This is a genomic window from Mycolicibacterium llatzerense (assembly GCF_000878195.1).
GTDB classification, from domain to species: Bacteria; Actinomycetota; Actinomycetes; order Mycobacteriales; family Mycobacteriaceae; genus Mycobacterium; species Mycobacterium llatzerense.
Map to the genome: position 1 here is coordinate 1 of NZ_JXST01000001.1, position 15,812 is coordinate 15,812.

Annotated in this window: 19 protein-coding genes and 1 riboswitch; of the genes, 8 read left to right on the forward strand and 11 right to left on the reverse strand. The window is 68.0% G+C overall.

Annotated features, from left to right (window positions below):
- The 4 genes from TL10_RS00005 to TL10_RS00020 form a co-directional block, all read right to left on the reverse strand.
- On the reverse strand, positions 1-519 hold a 519-nt coding region (locus tag TL10_RS00005), incomplete at its 3' end, for a transglycosylase family protein (protein ID WP_043983884.1).
- A 6-nt stretch (positions 520-525) separates the two neighbouring features.
- Positions 526-698, reverse strand: a riboswitch (cyclic di-AMP (ydaO/yuaA leader).
- Positions 699-932: 234 nt separating this feature from the next.
- Positions 933-1,190, reverse strand: a complete 258-nt coding sequence (locus tag TL10_RS00010; RefSeq protein WP_043983886.1) for a MoaD/ThiS family protein — start codon at positions 1,188-1,190, stop codon at positions 933-935.
- Positions 1,191-1,192: 2 nt separating this feature from the next.
- Positions 1,193-2,254 (reverse strand): GTP 3',8-cyclase MoaA, encoded by a 1,062-nt coding sequence (gene moaA / locus TL10_RS00015; protein WP_043390532.1) that lies wholly within the window; start codon positions 2,252-2,254, stop codon positions 1,193-1,195.
- On the reverse strand, positions 2,251-2,655 hold the full coding sequence (locus TL10_RS00020; protein WP_043390534.1) for a YccF domain-containing protein: 405 nt from the start codon (positions 2,653-2,655) through the stop codon (positions 2,251-2,253). Before TL10_RS00020 ends, moaA begins: the two co-directional genes overlap by 4 nt.
- Positions 2,656-2,804: 149 nt before the next feature.
- Between TL10_RS00020 and TL10_RS00025 the strand changes: the two genes are divergently transcribed.
- Both TL10_RS00025 and TL10_RS00030 read left to right on the forward strand, forming a co-directional pair.
- A complete protein-coding gene (locus TL10_RS00025) occupies positions 2,805-3,215 on the forward strand; it encodes a cold-shock protein (RefSeq protein WP_043390536.1) in 411 nt (136 codons plus the stop codon).
- A gap of 87 nt (positions 3,216-3,302) precedes the next feature.
- Entirely contained in the window at positions 3,303-4,304 is a 1,002-nt protein-coding gene (locus TL10_RS00030; protein ID WP_043984110.1) for a glutathione S-transferase family protein, read from the forward strand.
- Between the two features lie 70 nt (positions 4,305-4,374).
- On the opposite strand, the gene TL10_RS00035 is transcribed toward TL10_RS00030, so the two are convergent.
- Both TL10_RS00035 and TL10_RS00040 read right to left on the reverse strand, forming a co-directional pair.
- Positions 4,375-4,857, reverse strand: coding sequence for a DUF2771 domain-containing protein (locus TL10_RS00035; protein WP_043390538.1), 483 nt, complete (start codon positions 4,855-4,857; stop codon positions 4,375-4,377).
- A complete protein-coding gene (locus TL10_RS00040) occupies positions 4,854-6,584 on the reverse strand; it encodes an MFS transporter (RefSeq protein ID WP_082067782.1) in 1,731 nt (576 codons plus the stop codon). Before TL10_RS00040 ends, TL10_RS00035 begins: the two co-directional genes overlap by 4 nt.
- A 396-nt stretch (positions 6,585-6,980) precedes the next feature.
- Here TL10_RS00040 and TL10_RS00045 point away from each other — a divergent pair, with 396 nt between their 5' ends.
- Positions 6,981-7,682: a DUF3027 domain-containing protein gene (locus TL10_RS00045; RefSeq protein ID WP_082067791.1), complete on the forward strand. Its 702-nt coding sequence runs from the start codon at positions 6,981-6,983 to the stop codon at positions 7,680-7,682.
- On the opposite strand, the gene TL10_RS00050 is transcribed toward TL10_RS00045, so the two are convergent.
- Together TL10_RS00050 and TL10_RS00055 are read right to left on the reverse strand one after the other, a co-directional pair.
- The gene (locus TL10_RS00050) at positions 7,679-8,143 is read right to left on the reverse strand and encodes an SRPBCC family protein (protein WP_043390543.1); all 465 of its coding nucleotides are present in this window, start codon (positions 8,141-8,143) and stop codon (positions 7,679-7,681) included. The genes TL10_RS00045 and TL10_RS00050 overlap by 4 nt on opposite strands.
- Before the next feature lie 21 nt (positions 8,144-8,164).
- Positions 8,165-8,431: a DUF2530 domain-containing protein gene (locus tag TL10_RS00055; RefSeq protein WP_043983892.1), complete on the reverse strand. Its 267-nt coding sequence runs from the start codon at positions 8,429-8,431 to the stop codon at positions 8,165-8,167.
- A 41-nt stretch (positions 8,432-8,472) separates the two neighbouring features.
- On the opposite strand from TL10_RS00055, the gene TL10_RS00060 reads away from it, so the two are divergent.
- The 3 genes from TL10_RS00060 to TL10_RS00070 are packed head-to-tail and all read left to right on the forward strand — an operon-like array spanning position 8,473 to position 10,035.
- Entirely contained in the window at positions 8,473-8,904 is a 432-nt protein-coding gene (locus TL10_RS00060) for an Rv0880 family HTH-type transcriptional regulator (RefSeq protein ID WP_043390548.1), read from the forward strand.
- A complete protein-coding gene (locus TL10_RS00065; protein WP_043983893.1) occupies positions 8,901-9,749 on the forward strand; it encodes a TrmH family RNA methyltransferase in 849 nt (282 codons plus the stop codon). The genes TL10_RS00060 and TL10_RS00065 overlap by 4 nt, the downstream gene beginning before the upstream one ends.
- Before the next feature lie 10 nt (positions 9,750-9,759).
- On the forward strand, positions 9,760-10,035 hold the full coding sequence (locus tag TL10_RS00070) for a DUF2537 domain-containing protein (protein WP_043390551.1): 276 nt from the start codon (positions 9,760-9,762) through the stop codon (positions 10,033-10,035).
- An 87-nt stretch (positions 10,036-10,122) separates the two neighbouring features.
- Here TL10_RS00070 and sepH read toward each other — a convergent pair whose 3' ends face one another.
- The gene (sepH, locus tag TL10_RS00075; protein WP_043983895.1) at positions 10,123-11,061 is read right to left on the reverse strand and encodes a septation protein SepH; all 939 of its coding nucleotides are present in this window, start codon (positions 11,059-11,061) and stop codon (positions 10,123-10,125) included.
- A gap of 137 nt (positions 11,062-11,198) precedes the next feature.
- Positions 11,199-12,305: a phosphoserine transaminase gene (gene serC, locus TL10_RS00080; RefSeq protein ID WP_043390555.1), complete on the reverse strand. Its 1,107-nt coding sequence runs from the start codon at positions 12,303-12,305 to the stop codon at positions 11,199-11,201.
- Positions 12,306-12,512: 207 nt separating this feature from the next.
- Here serC and TL10_RS00085 point away from each other — a divergent pair, with 207 nt between their 5' ends.
- Both TL10_RS00085 and TL10_RS00090 read left to right on the forward strand, forming a co-directional pair.
- Positions 12,513-13,529 (forward strand): AurF N-oxygenase family protein, encoded by a 1,017-nt coding sequence (locus TL10_RS00085; RefSeq protein WP_043390557.1) that lies wholly within the window; start codon positions 12,513-12,515, stop codon positions 13,527-13,529.
- Positions 13,530-13,544: 15 nt separating this feature from the next.
- Complete coding sequence (locus TL10_RS00090; RefSeq protein ID WP_043983897.1) at positions 13,545-15,221, forward strand: FAD-dependent oxidoreductase; 1,677 nt, start codon at positions 13,545-13,547, stop codon at positions 15,219-15,221.
- Positions 15,222-15,269: 48 nt separating this feature from the next.
- On the opposite strand, the gene TL10_RS00095 is transcribed toward TL10_RS00090, so the two are convergent.
- Positions 15,270-15,722 (reverse strand): VOC family protein, encoded by a 453-nt coding sequence (locus TL10_RS00095; RefSeq protein WP_043390933.1) that lies wholly within the window; start codon positions 15,720-15,722, stop codon positions 15,270-15,272.
- Positions 15,723-15,812: the final 90 nt, after the last annotated feature.

Below are 15,812 nucleotides of genomic sequence, written 5' to 3' on the forward strand. Positions count from 1 at the left end.
GACGATCGCGGGGGCTGCGGGGGCCTCAGGTGCGGGCGCGTCCAGCGGAGCGGCGGCTTCCTGCACCGGCGCCGGATCGGCCGGGGTGTTGAGCTCGGGGTTGTCCAGCGTGACGGCCGGGGCGGGCTTCGGGGTGTTCACCACGTTGCGCGGGGTTGAGCTGGACAGGCCGGTGCCGCAGACGGGCCAGGCGCCACGGCCCTGGCGGGCCAGGACGCGCTCGGCGACGGCGATCTGCTGGTCCTTGCTGGCCATGTTCGCGGCCGGGGCGTACTCGCCACCGCCGTGGGCGCTCCAGGTGCCCGGCGAGAACTGCAGGCCGCCCTGGTAGCCGTTGCCGGTGTTGATGGCCCAGTTGCCGCCGGACTCGCAGCGCGCTACCTGGTCCCATTCGCCGTCGGTCGCCGCGCTCGCCTGAGCGGCGAGGGCGATGCTGCCACCGCCGAGAACAGCGCCGGTAAAGGCGATCTTCGCAACGCTGACGCTGGACGTGGTCGGTTTACGGTGGCGTCCACTCATAGAAAGCAGTCCTCTCGTCAACGCCTGCGAGGTCAGCTGTCGGGTTCGGGCTGGAGAGGTTGCCCGGCCTGCTAAGCAGGCTTCACCCCAAGGAGCCGAGGCTCCTGGTCCTGATTTCTTCGGTGGACCGGTTGGGTCCCCCGCCTCCATCCACGGTTTGTCGTCGGCCGCACTTGATGGATGGAGCTAGGCGTTTCAAGTGCGGGTGCCAAAGGGTCGCTCTGGCTTGAGAGACGACGGTATCGGGTCCGGTGGGTTCCGTCACTTCGGCGGATTTTGGGCGTTTCGGGCCAGGGCAAATTATGAGAGGACTTTAAAGCCGCTGGCTGTTTCGGCGTTTTCGCAGGTATTGACGCCGGTCAGCGGCACCACAGCCAGGTCGTTATCGATTCGTTATGTGAGGCATTTCACAATTAGCCGCCGGCGAAGGGGGGTAACACATCGACCGTCTGAGCTGTTGCGAGCGCGGTGTTCAGATCGCGCACGGCGACGCCATCGCGCAGAAACGAGCAGCGTGTCAGCACTTTTGCCACATCTGCCCCACGCGTACCAATGGAGTCCACCAGATCGCGGACGGTTACACCCTCAGGAAGCCGCAACGTTTCGGTCTCGATTCCGGTTGCGGCCTTCGCGGCGGCGAAATAGCGCACCGTCACCACCAATTCGGTCAACCTCAGCCGCCGATCGCACTCATCGGGCGGTCCGGCTGCACGAACCCCGGATCGTTGATGCCGTGCCCTGCCGGCTTGGCCCACATCGCCGCCCGCCAGGCGGCCTCCAGCGCATCGTCGTCGGCACCGCCCCGCAGCAACGCGCGCAGGTCCGTCTCCTGCTGGGAGAACAGACAGCTGCGGACCTGACCGTCGGCCGTGAGCCGCGTGCGGTCACACGTGCCGCAGAACGCGGCGGAGACCGACGCGATGACGCCGACGGTGCCGAGCACCGCGCCGTCGTCGTGGACCTGCCAGAGCTCGGCAGGTGCCGAACCCCGCGGCGCCGGGTCCGGGCGCAGAGTGAACTCGCCGCGCAGTGCCGCCAGAATCTGCTCGGCCTGCAGGACCGAACCGCGCTCCCAGTGGTGCCCGGCATCCAGCGGCATCTGCTCGATGATCCGCAGCTGGTATCCGTGCTCTAGACAGAAGCGCAACAGCGCGGGGGCGTCGTCCAGGCCCGTTTTCGGATCGAGCACCGCGTTGACCTTCACCGGGCTCAGCCCGGCGTCCTTCGCGGCAGCCAGGCCGTCGAGCACCTCGGGGAGGCGCCGGCGCCGGGTGATTGCCGCGAACCGGTCCGGGTCGAGGGTGTCCAGTGAGACGTTGACGCGATTGAGCCCGGCCTTCTTCAATGCGGCGGCGCGCTTGGCCAGTCCGATCCCGTTGGTCGTGACGGCGATCGCCGGACGCGGCTCCAGTGCGGCCGCCGCTGCGACCACGTCCTCCAGATGCGGAGACAGCAGCGGCTCGCCGCCGGTGAACCGCACGCCGGTGATGCCCAGACGGGTCACGGCCACCCGGATCAGCCGGGTGAGCTCTTCGAGAGTGAGTAGGTCGGCGCCGGGCAGCCAGTCCAGGCCTTCGGCCGGCATGCAGTAGGTACAGCGCAGGTTGCAGCGGTCGGTGAGCGACACCCGCAGGTCGGCGGCGACGCGGCCGTACGTATCGATCAGCGGCCCGGATTCCGGCGCTGAGCCGACGGGCCGTGCGACGGTGGGCAGACCGAGGGGTATGAGTGTCATTGCTGCCAGGCTGGTGCGGGGTGCGTCTGATCGACCGGCACGATCTGCTTGCCGAGCGGCAGCAGCGATACCGGGATCAGCTTGAGGTTGGCCAGGGCCAGCGGGATACCCACGATGGTCAGGGCCTGGGCGATGGCCGTGGCGATGTGGCCGAGCACCAGCCACCAACCGCACAGCACCAGCCAGATCACGTTGCCGACCAATGCACCCGGGCGCGGGCCGGGCTTGTCGACGACCGTCTGGCCGAACGGCCACAGCGCGTACACGCCGATGCGCGCCGCGGCGACGCCGAACGGGATGGTGACGATGAGAATGAAGCAGATCAGAGCGGCGAGGAAGTAACCGAGCGCCAGCCAGAAGCCGCCGAAAACCAGCCAAATGATGTTCAGGACCAGGCGCATGTCACCTCCTACAGGTAGAACCTTCAGTCTACTGAGTAATGGGGATGCTGCGATCTGAGGTGGCCGAGTAGAATCAACGTCAACGCGTCCTGCGTCGGTGGGGCGCTTTCGTTATGTAACCGCATGTTGAGAACGAGCAGGTGAGACCAGTGCCAAGCGGCCGGGTTAAGTGGTACGACACGGAGAAGGGCTTCGGCTTCCTCTCTCAGGAAGAGGGCGAGGACGTCTACGTCCGGTCTTCGGCGCTGCCCGACGGGGTCGAAGGTCTCAAGGCCGGTCAGCGTGTCGAGTTCGGCGTCGCCGCCGGGCGCCGCGGTCCGCAGGCGCTGAGCCTCAAGCTGATCGACCCGCCGCCGAGCCTGTCGCGCACGCGTCGCGAGGCGTCGGCTCCTGAGCACAAGCACACTCCCGACGAGCTGCACGGCATGGTGTCGGACATGATCACGCTCCTCGAGGATGCGGTGCAGTCCGAGCTGCGCCGGGGCCGCTACCCGGACAAGAAGACCGCCCGCAAGGTGTCCGAGGTGGTCAAGGCCGTCGCGCGCGAGCTCGACGCCTGATCCCTGCGCCGAACGTTGGCTTGTGTCCGCCGAATCGACCACTGATTTCTCGCACACAAGCCAACTTTGGGCGGGCAGACTGGGGACGTGTCCTACGTCAACCCAGGTACTGAATACACCCGCGACACCAACTACATCAGCACCCGGATAACGGCCGACGGCCGTGACGGTTACCCCGTCGAACCCGGCAGGTATCGGCTGATCGTCGCTCGGGCCTGCCCGTGGGCCAACCGCGCCATCATCGTTCGTCGGCTGCTGGGCCTGGAAGATGTGCTCTCCATTGGCTTTTGCGGTCCGACGCACGATCAGCGCAGCTGGACGTTCGACCTGGATCCCGGTGGTGTGGACCCGGTGCTGAAGATCCCGCGGCTGCAGGACGCGTACTTCAAGCGCGACCCGGACTACCCCAAGGGCATCACGGTGCCGGCGATCGTCGATGTGCCGACCGGCGCGGTGGCGACCAACGACTTCCCGCAGCTGACGCTGGACCTGTCGACCGAATGGACGGCGTATCACCGTCCCGGTGCGCCGCAGCTGTACCCGGAGCACTTACGCGCCGAGATCGACGAGGTGGCGCGTCGCGTCTATACCGAGGTCAACAACGGCGTCTACCGCTGTGGGTTCTCGGGCTCACAGGAGTCCTACGACGCCGCCTACGACCGGCTGTTCACCGCGCTGGATTGGCTGACCGAAAGGCTCAGTGGCCAACGGTATCTGGTGGGGGACACCATCACCGAGGCCGACGTACGGCTGTTCACCACGCTGGCCCGGTTCGATCCGGTCTATCACGGGCACTTCAAATGCAACCGGTCCAAGCTCACCGAGATGCCGGTGCTGTGGGCGTACGCCCGGGATTTGTTCCAGACGCCGGGCTTCGGCGACACCGTCGACTTCGTGCAGATCAAGCAGCACTACTACATCGTGCACGCGGACATCAATCCGACACGGATCGTGCCGAAAGGTCCCGAGCTGGCCGATTGGCTCACGCCGCACGGCCGGGAAGCGTTGGGCGGCAGGCCTTTCGGTGACGGCACGCCACCCGGCCCGGTCCGTGCGGGCGAACAGGTGCCGGTCTGTCACGGCGCCTGACCCCTACGCCGAGTGGCCACCTGTGACACGGAAATCGCGAAAACCCGTGCGACAAGTGGACATTCGGCGCTTACGGCCAGACGGTCCGCACCGACCATTCGGCGTGCGGCAGCGGGAACTCGTTACCGTCGGAATCCCTTGCCAGAGTGGGCAGCTGGACGGCGAGCCCGAGCAGCTTGCCGTGATGCGGGTCGACGGTCGGGATGGTCACGGCCAGCCGCTTGTCCGGCCGGAACTCGCTCACTGCCGAGCCGCCGTCCTCGTAGGCGAGCAGCAGCACCCACGGTGCGCGGGCGATGGCCTGCGGCACCGAGAGCTGAATGGGATGCCGCGCCGTCACGTGCAGCTCGCCTGTCGTCGCGGGGACGTCGCATGCCTTCAGGTGCACGTCGCAGTAGCGGTACGGCCCGACCCGGGCCAGCTGGCCGTCGGTGAAGGCGCTGATCTCGGGGAAGTCGGGGCCCTGGTGCCGCGTCATCCGCCAGACCAGGACACCGGTGGCCGTCGCAGACAGCACCGCGACGACTGCCAACAGTGCGAGAACTCGTTTCATATCCGTCCTTGGCGCGCCCCGGGCATTGCCGCGGGATCGGGCCGTGGTCCTTCCTGTTCGGCTAGTACGGGCCGGTTGCCGCCGAGGCCCGGGATCAATGAGCCTCCGTTGTAGCTCACCAGGGTCTGGGCCAGCCCAGGGATCAGCAGGGCGCTGATCGCGGTGAACCCGACCCAGAGGTCGGTATAGATCAGCACACCGATGGCGCCGCCGATCACCCAGGCCAACTGCAGAACGGACTCGGACCGGCCGAAGGCGGACGCCCGGGACTTTTCGGGCAGGTCGTGTTGCAGTGACGCGTCCAGAGATGCCTTGGAGATCGCCGTGGCCGCCGAGGTGATCAGTGCGGCCGCCGCGGCCACCATCAGATTGCCGGCCACCGCGGCGGCGATGGCGCATGCGGTGACGATGACGGTCGCGCGCACGACCACCTGCGCGGGATGCCCCAGCTTCAGCCGGGCGCTGGCGATATTGCCGGCGACGTTGCCGATGCCCGCGGCGGCGCCGATGAGCCCGAGAATCTTCAGCTGCTCCCACGCGCCCGCGTCGTGCGACTTGGCGACGAACGCCGGGTACAGGAAAAGGAATCCGACCAGCGCCTTGATGGTGCAGTTGCCCCACAATGACGTGATGATGTTGCGGCCCAACGGCTGCCGTGGAGACTGATCGTGATGCGGATGCCGGAGCTGCTCGGTCGGCGCGTGGTACGACAGCGTCGCCGGCACCTCGCCCTCGGTGACTTCGACCCATTTGGGGATGCGCATCGTCAGGACCGCACCCGCGACGGCCACGACGGCGACGACGTACAGCGCGCCCGGCAGGTGCATCAGACCGAAGGTGTACTCGAATGCGGCCGCGAGGCCACCGCCGAGCCCGGTGCCACCCAGCAACCCGAACATGGTGAGCCGGGAATTGACCCGGACCAGGTCGATGCTCGGCGGCAGCACACGTGGCGTCACCGCACTGCGCAGCACGCTGAACGACTTGGACAGCACCATCATGCCCAGCGCGCAGGGGTACAGCACCCAGGGCGGATAGCTACCGGTGGCGCCGTCGTAGTTTCCGATCAGCACCAGTGCCAACACCACGCGCAGCGCGAACGACACCGCCAGGGCGACCCGGCGGCCGTGCTGCACCCGGTCCAGCGCCGGCCCGATCAGCGGGGCGATCACCGCGAACGGCGCGATGGTGATGAGTAGGTACAGGGCCACCTTGCTCTTGGACTCGCCGGATGCCGCCGCGAAGAACAAGGTGTTGGCCAGCGCGATGCCCATGGCCGCGTCCAGCGCGTTGTTCGCGACGACCGGCCAGGTCAGCGCCGTCAGGCCGGACTTGTCTGCGCCGTCGGCCGTGGCGGCGCGATGCACCAGCCCGTACACCTTGGTGCCCATCTCGCGACTGCGCTGGGCGGCGGCGCGGGTGACGGTGATCTTCTCGCCGCCCGCGGGGCCGCCGCGTCGGTCGTCGTGGTCGCGGCGCCGGTCGTCACGGCCGTCGTCGTAACCGGGTTCGTAGCCGTGCCCGTTGTGGTGATCGTCCTCGAGCGGCGGCAGCCACCGATTCTCGCTGTGCGCAGATGAGCCCCGGGGCGGCGGACGGCGTCGCGAATGATCGGGATCGCTCGGGTAGTTGGCCATGCCGGGATGCTCTTCGTCATGGCGGCGCGGTGGGCGCGGCGGGTAGTAGCGGGGATCTCCCGACCACCCGGCGTCCCGCGGTCCACTCATGAGCACGATTGTTCCCCATGCTGCCGACAGCGGCGCGCAGGCAGGCGGTGTGGCCTTGTCCTGGGTGGTCAGGCAGTATTGATCGCGATGGACACGCCCAATGACACCGAATCGGCAGCCGTGACGCCGGACGAGTCGACGCCGACGGAGGCACCGGTCGAGGTGCCGGCCGCTGAAGCCGCCGCGGAAACCGCGGAGGCCGTCGAAGTTCCCGCTGAGGCAGTGGAATCCGCCGATGTGCCGGAGACCGTCGACGAGCCGCAGCCGCAGGCCGCCGCCGACGAATCCCCGTCCGCCGAGGTTCCGGCTGTGGAGACCGACGATGCGCCGGAGGCCGAAGCAGCCCCCGAGCCGGTTGCCGAAGAGGCCGACCTACCGGACCTGACCCCGATCCTGATGGGCGCGGTCGATCAGGCCCGCGCCGCGATCATCGAATTCAGTGGCGACGGCGTCGTCGGCGACTACCTCGGCGCCAGCTTCGACGACCCGGCCTCGGTGACCCATCGTTTCCTCGCCTCGATGCCCGGCTACCACGGCTGGCAGTGGGCAGTGGTGCTGGCGACCTACCCGGGCGCCGACCACACCACCGTCAGCGAAGTGGTCCTGGTGCCGGGTCCGGATGCGCTGCTGGCCCCGCAATGGGTGCCGTGGAATGAGCGCGTGCAGCCGGGCGACCTGAGCCCCGGTGATCTGCTGTCTCCGCTGCCCAACGATCCGCGTCTGGTGCCGGGTTACCTGGCGTCCGGTGATCCTGAGCTCGACGAGGTCGCCGCTGAGATCGGATTCGGCCGCAAGCAGGTCCTCAGCGACTGGGGCCGGACGGATGCCGCGCAGCGCTGGCAGGACGGCGACTTCGGACCGAACGCCGCCATGGCGCGCGCTACCCGCCGAACCTGCCGTGGCTGTGGCTTCTTCGTGCCGCTGTCGGGGTCGCTCGGCTTGGTGTTCGGTGTCTGCGCCAACGAGTTGTCTGCGGACGGACGCGTGGTGTCGGCAGAGTACGGCTGTGGCGCCCATTCGGACACGCCGCCGCCGGAGCCCATCGGCTCACCGGCGTTCGAGCCGTTCGACGACGGCGTGCTCGACCTCGGTACTTAGTTCGAGGAGCCCTCGGCCGCGGCCTTGATCCGGCCGAGCGAGGTCTTCATGCCCTCGACCAGTTCCACTTCGAAGTTGGGCACACCACCCATGAAGCGGTTGATCAGCGTGCTGGAGATCGGTTTCACGGCTTCCGCGTGCCGGCTGACGGTGACCTTGGTACCGGTGCCGGAGGGCTCGAGGTCGTAGGTCCACTCGGTGTTGTTGGTGTTGACCCGGAACGACAGCTTCTGCTGCGGGTCGAGTGCGGTGATGGTCGCGGTCGTCGGCCAGAACAGCGCACCCCGCCGGTTGACGTTGACGGTCTTGGTGCCGACCTTGACGGCGCCGATCGCCTTCATGGTCCGACACTGCGGGCTCCACTTGGGCATGTTGCCGAGGTCGGAGATCAAAGCCCAGACCTTGGCCGCCGGCGCGTTGATGGTGATGTCTGCCTGCAGCAGAGGTGTTTCTCCAGCCATCGGACTCTCCCTTACGTTGGGTCAGCGCAGGCCGCGTTGGGCACCACGTGCGCCCCGACGGGCTGCGCTGCGTTGCCACAGAAATATAGATGTGCCGAGTACGCCGACACCGAGGCCCGCGACGGTCACCGGACGCCAGTCGTGCAGGGCCGCGACGGTGAAGGCCAAGACCACCGCGACCAGCCAGCCCACAGCGATCACCACGATCACCGGAACCGGGTCGAGGAGTCGGTCGGGGAGCGCCGGCGGCTGTGGTGCCGCCGGGTGTTCGTGCGCGGGCGTGGCCATCTCCTCTAACGCTAGTCGATCGATCGGTACGCTATCTGCTCGTGACGGACGCCGATGACCGCTTGGCCAATGACCTGTCGCTGGCCGTCGTGCGGCTGGCGCGACAGTTGCGGTTCCGTCGTCCCGATTCCCCGGTGTCCCTGACGCAGTTGTCGGCACTGGCGACCCTCGCCAAGGAGGGCCCGATGACGCCGGGCGCGCTGGCCACCCGCGAGCGGGTGCGGCCGCCGTCGATGACGCGGGTCATCGCGTCGCTGGTCGAACTGGGGCTGGTGGCACGCAGTTCGCATCCCGACGACCGGCGCCAGGTGCTGGTCGTGGTGTCCCCGGCCGGTGAGGAGCTTTTCGAAGCTGAGCGCCGGGCCGGCATGGAATGGCTGCAGGGACGGCTGGAGAAGCTGACGCAGCAGGACCGCGCGACGCTGCTCGCCGCGGCGGACCTGATGTTCGCGATCATCGACGAAGCCCAGTGAGCGCGGCGCCCGACATCGACGCGCTGGACGACGTCATCGTTGTCGATGTCGACGACCCCGCTGATCCGCGGCTCGACGATTTTCGCGACCTCAACAGCGTGGACCGCCGCCCTGACCTGCCGTCGGGCAAGGGCCTGGTGATCGCCGAAGGCGTGTTGGTGGCGCAGCGCATGCTGGCATCGCGGTTCAGCCCGCGGGGCTTCCTCGGCACCGATCGCCGGCTCCGAGAACTGTCCGACGACCTGGCCGGTTGCGGCGTGCCGTACTACCGCGCCAGCGCCGAGGTGATGGCCGAGGTGGTCGGCTTCCACCTCAACCGCGGCGTGCTGGCCGCGGCGCCACGTCCGGTCGAATTGTCGGTGCCCGAGGTGCTGCGGGGCGCCCGGACCGTCGCGGTGCTCGAGGGCGTCAACGACCACGAGAACCTGGGCTCGATCTTCCGCAACGCCGCCGGTCTGGGGGTCGACGCGGTGGTGTTCGGCGCCGGATGCGCCGACCCGCTGTACCGGCGCGCGGTCCGGGTGTCGATGGGCCATGCTCTGCTGGTGCCCTACGCCCGCGCGGAGTCCTGGCCAGGCGATCTGAAGTTGATGCAGGACAATGGCTTTCACTTGATCGCCATGACGCCGGGGGAGGGGTCCGTGCCGCTGGCCGAGGCCCTCGCGCCACTGGCCGAGCAGAAGGTCGGGGTGCTGGTCGGGGCGGAAGGTCCCGGGTTGACCGAACACACCATGCGGGCCTGCGAGGTGCGGGCGCGGATTCCGATGTCGCGGGGCACCGACTCGCTGAACGTCGCCACCGCCGCAGCCATGGCGTTCTACGAACGCACCCGATCGGCGGTCTAGATTGGCTCAGATGACCTTGCCGTCGCGCACGCCGTGGGGCACCGGACTGACGGTGTCGGCGTTCGTGGCTGCGGTGACGGCCGCCGCCATCATCGTCTTGTCCCTCGGGCTGTTGCGGGTGCATCCGCTGCTCGCGGTGGGGCTGAACGCGGTGGCGGTCGGCGGCCTGGCCCCGACGGTATGGAGCTGGCGCGTGCGCCCGGTATGGCGGTGGTTTGTCTGGGGCGCCGGGTTGGGTGTGGCGCTGGGCTGGGTCGCGACACTGGCCATCGCGCTGAGCAGCTAGCTCCGCCCGCCGTTGATCCTGTAACCACGGCGTGAAAGTGCGAGTAGCACCGGCCGTCAGGGCAGAGTCAACCCGAGAAACGCAGGGTCAGCGCTGGCCGTTGGCCCGCACGCCCAGCAGGACGTCTTCCCAGGCCGGAATCTCGGGCTTCTTCTTGCGCGGACGCGCCGCGGGAGCGGCCGGCTCGGGAGTCTCGGGGGTTTCGGCCGCGGCGGCCGGTTCCGGCACCGGGATGGGCTCGGGCACCGGCGGGGCGACGGGCGCCTCGGGCACCGGGGGAGCGACGGGAGGCGGCGTCATGACGACCACCTGGGCCGGCACGGGTTCCGGCGTGGGCTCCGGTTCCGGCACGAAGACGGGCATCGGAATCTCGGCGACCGATTCCTCGAAGTGCAGCTGCGGGAGCGGTGCTACCGATCGCAGGGCCGGGCGGGTGTAGTTCGGGTCGATGAGCTCGGTCGCGGCATCGTCGAATGCGGTGGTGGTGCCGCCGTGGGCGCCCGGGCTGAACCGGAAGTGCGCGATGTTGTCGGAGCGTCCGGCCTTCCATCCGAACTGCACGGTCCACCGGCTGTCCTCGTTGCGCCAGGCGTCCCACTTGGTGGCCTCGGGATCGAGGCCGCGGGCGATCAGGGCGCCGGTCACCGTCTCCAGCAGGGTCAGCACCGACGGACCGTCGGGCAGGATCGGGTGCGATGCGCTGGCGAGCTCGGCGGCGCGGGACCGCTCCAGCAGCACGGGGTGGGCGAAGCGCATGACGCGCTCCGGGGTCACGCCGGCGGCCGCGGCGAGCTGTTCGACGGAGGCGCCGGCCCGGATGCGGGACTGGATGTCACGGGGGCGCAGGGTGTTGGGCACCTCGACCTCGACCTCGATCTGCGTCTGGTTGCTGGTGGCCCGGTCGCCGCGGACGGCGGCCTTCAGGCGATTATCGACGCGAACCACGAATTTCTCTGCGGTGTCGGCGGTTTCGCAGATGATGCGCTTGCCGTCGGCGTCGAGTCCGACGACCTTGAGTTCCCTCATTGGTGACCTCCTAGGACGCGGCTTAACGGCCCACCCTACTGCGTTATCGACTCGTAACCGTGCTGACACACCGAGGCGCGCAGCTCTTGCTGAGCTGCGCGCCTCGGTTGCTGATTCAGATCATGCGGAGAGCTGCGCTACAGCCGTTCCACGACCCAGTCGACGCACGCCGTCAGGGCGCTGATGTCGTCGGGGTCGACGGCCGGGAACATGGCGACGCGCAGCTGGTTGCGGCCCAGCTTGCGGTACGGCTCGGTGTCGACAATTCCGTTGGCGCGCAACACCTTTGCCACCGCGGCGGCGTCCACATCGTCGTTGAAGTCGATGGTGCCGACGACCTGCGACCGCAGCGCCGGGTCCGCGACGAACGGCGTGGTGAACGGACGCGACTCGGCCCACGAGTACAGCCGCTGCGACGAATCGGCGGTGCGCTTCACGGCCCAGTCCAGGCCACCGTTGCCATTGAGCCAGTCCAGTTGCTCGGCGAGCAGGATCAGGGTCGCGATCGCCGGGGTGTTGTAGGTCTGGTTCTTGAGGCTGTTCTCCACCGCGATGGGCAGCGACAGGAAGTCGGGCACCCAGCGGTCGGTGGCGGCGATCTGCTCGACGCGCGCCAGCGCGGCGGGGCTCATCACGGCGATCCACAGGCCGCCGTCAGAGGCGAAGTTCTTCTGCGGCGCGAAGTAGTAGGCGTCGGTGTCGGCGATGTTTACCGGCAGTCCGCCGGCGGCCGAGGTGGCGTCGATGGCGACGAGCGCGTCACCGGCGGGACGCTGGATCGGCACCGCGACACCGGTGGAGGTCTCGTTGTGGGCCCAGGCCACGACGTCGACGTCCGGGTCCGACTGCACCGCGGGCGCGCTGCCGGCGTCGGCCTTGATGACGATCGGGTCGCCGACGAACGGGTTCTTGGCGACGCACGATGCGAACTTGCTGCTGAACTCGCCATAGGTGAGGTGCAGCGAGCGCTTGTCGATCAGGCCGAACGCGGCGGCGTCCCAGAACGCGGTCGAGCCGCCGTTGCCGAGGATGACCTCGTAGCCGTCGGGGGTGGAGAACAGTTGCTTGACGCCGTCGCGCACGCGGCCGACCAGGTTCTTGATCGGGGCCTGACGATGCGAGGTGCCGAACAGGTCGCCGGCGGCGGCCAGGGCGGTCAGCTGCTCGGGGCGAACCTTGGACGGGCCGCAGCCGAAGCGTCCGTCGGCGGGCTTGATGTCGGCGGGGATGGTGAGCTCAGCCATGGGTGTCAGCGTAGTTGCAGGTCGCCGCCTCGTTGTCGTGGGGGATCCGGCTGCTTATCCGACGGCTCTGCCGAATCGCGTGACCGGGATCACAATGTAGGTAGAGATGTGTGACGACGGGCACTAGTTTCTAGGTGATACCTGCGGTACCGTTCGACACAAGGCAGCCGAATGTAAAGCTCACAATGAAGCCCTGGGAGGCTCAAAATGGCTCGTACCCGCATGATCCGTCGCTGGCGTCGGAACATGGATGTCCTGGACGACCAGGGCTACGTCGAGAAGCTCGCCACGCTGTCCGAGGGGTCGGTGCGGCGCAACTTCAACCCGTACACGGACATCTCCTGGGACTCGCCGGAATTCGCTGTGGTGCCGAACGACCCGCGCTGGATCCTCCCGGACACCGACCCGCTCGGTGGTCACCCGTGGTACCAGGCTCAGTCGCACGAGCGTCAGATCGAGATCGGCATGTGGCGCCAGGCCAACGTCGCCAAGGTCGGTCTGCACTTCGAGAACATCCTGATCCGCGGCCTGATGGAGTACGCCTTCTGGGTCCCGAACGGGTCGCCCGAATTCCGGTACTGCACCCACGAGGCCATCGAAGAGGGCAACCACACCCTGATGTTCCAGGAGATGGTCAACCACATGGGGGTTGACGTCCCGGGCATGCCGAAGCTGCTCAAGTGGATTCAGCCAGTGATCCCGCTGGCCGCCGGCCCGGCGCCCATCCCGTTCTTCTTCGGTGTGCTTGCCGGCGAGGAGCCCATCGACCACACCCAGAAGAACATCCTGCGTGAGGGCAGCGAGCTGCACCCGATCATGGAGCGGGTCATGGCCATCCACGTGGCCGAGGAGGCCCGGCACATCTCGTTCGCCCACGAGTACCTGCACAAGCGCGTCCCGGAGCTGAGCCGCTGGAAGAAGTTCTGGCTGTCGCTGTTCGTGCCGCTGACCATGCGCATCCTCTGCTCGGCGATCATCGTGCCGCCGCGCGTCTTCTGGAAGACCTTCGACATCCCGAAGTCGGTGCGCGACGAGCTGTTCTTCGACGCTCCGGAGTCGCGCATGTTCCTGCGCAATATGTTCTCCGACGTCCGCATGCTGGCGTACGACACCGGTCTGATGAACCCGCTCGCCAAGCTCGTGTGGAAGCTCTGCAAGATCGACGGTCCGCCGAGCCGGTACCGCAGCGAGCCGCAGCGCCAGCACGTCGTGGTCGCTGCCTGAGCATTTAGGTAACTCATGCCGCACGTCATTACCCAGTCGTGCTGTAGCGATGGTTCATGCGTTTTCGCATGCCCGGTGAACTGTATTCATCCGTCCCCGGACGAGCCGGGTTTCGCTACCGCCGAAATGTTGTTCATCGATCCCGCCGCCTGCGTGGACTGTGGTGCCTGCATCACGGCCTGCCCGGTCGGCGCGATCCAGCCCGACACGAAGCTGACGGAAGCGCAGCTGCCGTTCATCGAGCTCAACGCGTCCTTCTATCCGAAGTACGAGGGCAAGCTGCCGCCGACGTCGAAGCTGGCGCCGGTGCCTGATGCCCCTGCGGTGGACCAGCGGCCGCACGGTCCGCTGCGGGTCGCGATCGTCGGCTCCGGGCCGGCCGCTATGTATGCCGCCGACGAGTTGTTGACCCAGAGCGGGGTCCGGGTCAACGTCTTCGAGAAGCTGCCGACGCCCTATGGGCTGGTGCGTGCCGGGGTCGCCCCCGACCACCAGAACACCAAGGGCGTGACCCGGCTGTTCGACCGGATCACCGAGCGTCGCGGGCTCGACTTCTACCTCAACGTCGAGGTGGGTCGGGACGTCACGCACGCCGAGCTGCTGGAGCACCACCACGCGGTGCTGTACGCGGTGGGTGCGCCCAACGACAAGCGTCTCGACATCGAGGGCATGGAGCTGCCGGGAACAGGAACCGCCACCGAGGTGGTGGCCTGGTACAACGGGCACCCCGAGTTCTCGCATCTGCCGGTCGATCTGGGCCACGAGCGGGCGGTGATCATCGGTAACGGCAACGTCGCGTTCGACGTGGCCCGCATCCTGACCGCCGATCCGGATGCGCTGGCGCGCACCGACATTTCCGACCATGCCCTGGCCGCACTGCGCGACTCGAAGGTGCGTGAGGTGGTCATCGTGGCGCGGCGTGGCCCGATCCACTCCGCGTTCACCCTGCCCGAGCTGATCGGCCTGACGACGACCTGCGACGTGGTGCTCGACGCCGCGGACCACGAGCTGGTCCGCCGGGACCTGGAAGCAGCGACGGACGCGCTGACGCGGCACAAGCTCGAGATCCTCGCCAAGCTGGCCGACAGCTCCGCGCCGGCGACCCGCCCGCGGATTCGGTTGGCCTACCAGCTGACCCCGGCCCGGGTGCTCGGCTCGGACAAGGTCACCGGCATCGAGTTCACCGTGACCGGCACCGACGAGGTCCGTCAGCTCGACGCCGGCCTGGTGCTGACGTCAATCGGCTACCACGGCAAGGCAATTCGTGGCCTGCCGTTCGACGACGCCGCCGGCGTGGTGCCCAATGACGAGGGTCGCGTCATCGATCCGGCCACCGGTGAGCCAGTCCGCGGCAGCTATGTGGCGGGCTGGATCAAGCGCGGCCCGACGGGCTTCATCGGCACCAACAAGTCGTGCGCGGCGCACACCGTCGACCGCCTGGTCGCCGATTACAACGCCAGCCGTCTCGGTGAGCCCACTGCGAGAAACGGTGCGCTGCAACAACTCATCCGCAACCGGCGGCCAGAAGTGGTCGACATGGCGGGGTGGCGGGCCATCAATGCGGCCGAGATCGCCCGCGGCGGGGCAGACCGCCCACGGGACAAGTTCATCGACGTGTCCGACATGCTGGCCGCTGCCGCCAGCGCACCGAAGCCGACGCTGCGTCAGCGTCTGCTCGGCGCCTTCAGCTGATTTCGGCGTGATCCGTAGCGCTCGGCGTTACGGATCACGCCCGAATCGCTAGCCCTGCTGGGCTGCCATCGCCTCGGCGATTTCCTCAGGGCTCACGACGCGCACGGTCTGCGCCAGCGACCAGTGGTGCCCGAACGGGTCTTCCACCTGGCTGTAGCGGTCACCCCAGAACATGTCGGTCGGGGCCATCAGTTCGGTGGCGCCGGCGTCGATGGCGCGCTGGTATGCCGCGTCGACATCGGGGACCTGCAGGTGGATGGTCACCGGAGTCCCGCCGAAGGCCTTCGGGGTCTGCGACTTGCCGCCACACATCTCGGGGAAGTCGTCGTTGAGGTAGACGTTCGCGCCGTTGATGGTCAGCGCGGCGTGCATGAGCTTGCCGTCGGGGCCAGGCACCCGGCCCAGCTCGGTGGCGCCAAAAGCCTTGACGTAGAAGTCGATTGCGGCGGCACCGTCGCCGACGACGAGGTGCGGGGCGAGGAAGGTCTGGGACTCGGTCATCGTGTTCTCCTCAGAGCGGTACTGCGTGGATTGGGGTCAATCGTTATGACCATCCCCAACGCTACTTCTCATCGGTGACAAAAAATTGAG